The organism is Dyella tabacisoli (assembly GCF_003350925.1).
In the GTDB taxonomy this organism is placed as follows: Bacteria; Pseudomonadota; Gammaproteobacteria; order Xanthomonadales; family Rhodanobacteraceae; genus Dyella_C; species Dyella_C tabacisoli.
The window spans coordinates 1-4,268 of the sequence record NZ_KZ857198.1 but is presented as its reverse complement, the minus strand read 5'-3'; the positions used below and the strand labels follow the sequence as shown (position 1 = coordinate 4,268).

Sequence of the window (4,268 nt, the reverse complement as noted above, 5' to 3'; positions counted from 1 at the left end):
GGGCCGGCCGATCCGCACCGGACCGTCGCCGACGTGTTCGGCCAGCGACCACACGGTGGTTTCGGTGGGGCCGTAGAGATTCCACAAGGCGGCGCCCTGGCGTAGAAAGCTCGCCAGCTCGGGCGGCAACGCTTCGCCGCCGCACAGCACGCGCAAGGACGCGGCGGGTTGCCAGCCGGCCTCGCGCAGCATCTGCCAGGTGGCCGGGGTAGCCTGCATCGCCTGCGGTGCGACCGCATCGAGCAGGGCACGCAGGCGCAGGCCATCGGTACTTACCGCACGCGGCACGATCTGCACGCAGGCGCCCTGCAGCAGCGGCAGGTATAGCTCCAGCGCGGCGATGTCGAAGGAGATCGGTGTGCAGGCCAACAGCGTTTCGCCGGCGGCGATGCCGGGTTGTTCGCGCATGCTGTGCAGGAAGTTACTCAATCCGGCATGGCGGACCGCGACGCCCTTGGGCCGTCCGGTGGAGCCGGAGGTGTAGATCACATAGGCCGGATGGTCGGCATGCAGCGGGCGAGTGCGCTCGCGGTCGTCCAGATCGCTCGCCGCCTGCTCCGCGACGCTGTGCTGATCGAGCCACCAGATCGCCTGGTGCGCCGGTAGCGCCACCGCGGCATCGCTGCGAGCGAGGACGAGCGCAGGCTGCGCATCGTCGAGCATATAGGCCAGCCGTTCGGCCGGATAATCCAGGTCCAGCGGCAGATAGGCGGCACCGCTTTTAAGCACGGCGAGCAGGGCGACCAGCATATCGAGCGAACGCGGCAGGGCGACGGCGACCGCTTGTTCGGGGCCGATGCCTTGGGCTACCAGCGCATGCGCGAGGCGATTGGCGCGAGCGTTGAGTTCGGCGTAGGTCAGGCGCTCTTGTTCAAACACCGCCGCGATGGCATCGGGCGCACGCGACACCTGTTGCTCGAACAGCAGGGGAAAGCTCGATGCCGGCAGCGCGCGGGTGGTGGCGTTCCAGTTCACTACGACTTGTTCGCGCTCGGCCTTATCGAGCAGATCGATCACGCCGATGGCTTGCTGCGGCGCATAGGCGATAGCGTCCAGTACACGCACCAGGCGCTGCGCCAATCTGGCCACCGTATCCTGGTCGAACAGATCGGGGCGATAACCGAAACGCAATTCCATATCGGCGCCGGGCAGCGCCATCAGCCCCAGCGGATAGTGAGTTACATCGCCGCCCTGGCCCCCGCTGTAGCGGCAATGCAGGCCGTCGTCCGGCGCACCGAGAACGCCTGCCTGCTCCAGCGGCAGGTTCTCGAAGATGAAATGCGTATCGAATAATTCACCGATACCGGCGAGCTGCTGGATCTGCGCCAGGCCGAGATGCTGGTGGTCCAGCAGCGCAACCTGCTCGGCCTGCAATCGCAGCAGCAAGGCTTGCATGCTTTGCGCCGGATCCAGCGTCACGCGCAGTGGCACGGTATTGATAAACAGGCCGACCATTTGCTCGACCCCGGCGATCTCCGGCGGGCGGCCCGATACGGTGATACCGAAGATCACATCGTTGCGACCGGTATGTCGCGACAACCATAAGGCCCAGGCCGCCTGAAACAAGGTGTTGAGCGTGACCCCCGCGACGCGCGCGCGTTGCTGCAACGCTTCGCTCAAGCTTGCGCCCAGGCGGACGTTGAAGACCTGCGGCAGCATCGACATCTTGCCGCTCGTCGTTGGCGCCAGGCGGGTGGCTTCACTTACGCCATCCAGATATTTGCGCCACGCCGATTGCGCGGCCGCCTGATCTTGTTGCCGCAACCACGCGAGGTAATTGCGATATGGCGTGACGCGCGGCAAAGGCGTGGCGCCGCGGCTCCGATACAACGCAAATAATTCATCCAGAAAAATCGGCATCGACCAGCCATCGAGCAACAGATGATGATTGGTGAAGATCAACTGGTGCTGCCGTTCGCCCAGGCGCACCAGGGTAAAGCGCAGCAGGGGGCCATGCGCGGCCTGAAAGGCTTGCGCGCGATCGTCGTGCAGCACCTGTGCGTGCGCGGTTTCGCGTGCGGCCGGTTCGTGCCGACTCAGATCGAGCAGTCGCCATGGCACGGCGATTTCGCGCGGGATGATTTGTACCGGTTCGTTGAAGCCGCTCTGCATGAAACTTGCGCGAAGGTTGGGATGGCGCCTGAGCAGGTTCTGCGCCGCCGCGTGCAGCGCCTCGGCATCGAGCGGCCCATCGAGTTCAAACAGGGTCTGCACCAGGTAAGCGTCGGGTGCGCCCTCGTCGTACAGGTGCTGGAACAGCAGTCCCTGTTGCAGCGGCGACAACGGCAGCATGTCCTCAATGTCGTGATGCATACAGCGACTCCAGGTATTCGATGTCGGCTTGGTTGATCGATAGCAGCGGCACGTCGGAAGGCGTGAAGCCGCCGGCCTGCGAGCTCTGCGCAAAGGTGACCAGGGCTTCCAGCGCACGGAACCAGCCCTGCGCGAGGTCGGCGATGTCGTCGTGATTGAACAGGCGCGCGGCCCAGCTCCAGTTCGCCACCAGGCAGGGGCCGTCGACGCTTTCCTCGGCCAGGGCGTTGAGCGCGATGGCATGGGTCAACGGCATGGCGCCGTCGCTGCCGCTGCCCAGCCGGTCGGCTTCATCGGCCATGGTCCAGGCTTGTTGGTCCGAGGCTTCGAAACGGCCCAGGTAATTGAAACTCACCTGTGCATCGGCATAGGCCGAGAGGGTGGCGGCAGTCGTCGGATTGAGATGGCGCAGCAGTCCAAAACCCAGCCCGTGGTCAGGCAACGCATGCAACTGTTCCTTGAATTGCTTGAAGGCGCGGCCTAGATCCGCATGGCCGGCGAGCGCACGCGGCACATCGAAGTCGCCCAGCTCCACGCTGATGGGGAACACGCTGGTGAACCAGCCGACCGTGCGCGAAAGATCCACGCCATCGAAAATGTCTTCGCGGCCGTGGCCTTCGAGGTCGATGCGCACGCATGGGCCAGCTTGTCCGCGCTGCTTGCGCCAATCGGCCAATGCCAGGCCGAAGGCGGTCAGCAGAACATCGTTGATGCGTCCATTGAGCGCAGACGGTACCCGACCAAGCAGGGCTTCGGTCACGGCGACGGGCAAGCGCAGTTGCAACTGTCCGCTGTTCTGTACGCGATCGAGCTGCGGGTCGAGCCGGTGTGGCGCAAGCTGCGGATCGGCGCCTTCGAGCATGCGCTTCCACAGCGGCCATTCGGCCTGTCGCCGTTCGCTCGTCGCCTCGGCGGCCAGTTTGTCGGCCCATAAGCGGAATGAGCTGCTCTTGGCGGGGCGCACGGCTGGGCGGCCGGCATGCAAGGCCTGCCATGCACCGGCCAGGTCCGGCAGCACGATACGCCACGACACACCATCGACGACCAGATGGTGCAGCAACAACAACAATCGACCTTGTTGTCCGTCACCGGCATCGAACCACACCGCCTGCAGCATTTTTCCGTCGTAAGGCGCGAGGCGCTGCTGCGCGGCATCGGTATGCGTCGCAATCGCCTGGCGCAATGCCGTGCTGTCCATGCCATGTGCATCGACCCGCGCCACACAACTGGCGGCATCCACGCTCCCTTCCGGCAGGACGATCATCTCGCCGGCAGGATGGTTCGCGCTGCGCGAGAGCCGCAGGCGCAGCAGGTCGTGGTGGTCGAGCAGTACTTGCAGCGATGCGATCAGGCTATCGAGCGTCAGCTCGGCCGGACTGCGCAGCAGCACGTTTTGATGGAACGTTTGGATGCCTGCGCCGCCATGCTCCAAAAACCACTGCATGATCGGGGTCGCCCGCAGCGGTCCACTGGCGATATCCAGCGCATCGGTGGCTGCATCGACGGCTGGCACCGCGACCAGGGCCAGTGCTTCGACGGTCTTGTGCTGGAACACGTCGCGCGGCTTGATGAGCCATCCCGCCAGTCGCGCCCGGCTGACCAGTTGGATCGAGCGGATGCTGTCGCCGCCCAATTCAAAGAAGCTGTCATCGATGCCGATCTGTTCGATGCCGAGTACTTCGGCAAACAGCGCGGCCAGGGCGGCCTCTTGCGGGTTGCGCGGTTCGCGCAGCGGCTCGCGGTTAAAGTCCGCCGCCGGCAACGCGGCGCGGTCGAGCTTGCCGTTGGGCGAGAGCGGCAAGGCGGGCAGCAGTACGACGGTGACTGGCACCATGTAGTCGGGCAACAGCTCGGCCAGCGTGCGCCGCAACGCGGCCGCATCCAGTGCGTAGCCGTCCTGCGGCACCGCATAGCCGACCAGTTGTTTGTGACCCAGATGATCTTCGCGCGCCGCC

The 4,268-nt window shown here is 65.2% G+C and carries 2 protein-coding genes; both read right to left on the bottom strand.

Translation table 11 applies throughout. The annotated features are described in order from the left end of the window. Positions 1-2,313, bottom strand: a 2,313-nt coding sequence (locus tag DVJ77_RS20925; protein WP_162791634.1) for a non-ribosomal peptide synthetase, incomplete at its 3' end; no start/stop codon positions are given. Continuing rightward, positions 2,297-4,268 (bottom strand): condensation domain-containing protein (locus DVJ77_RS20920; protein ID WP_225428132.1); only part of this gene is annotated, 1,972 nt, incomplete at its 5' end. The genes DVJ77_RS20920 and DVJ77_RS20925, both read right to left, overlap by 17 nt.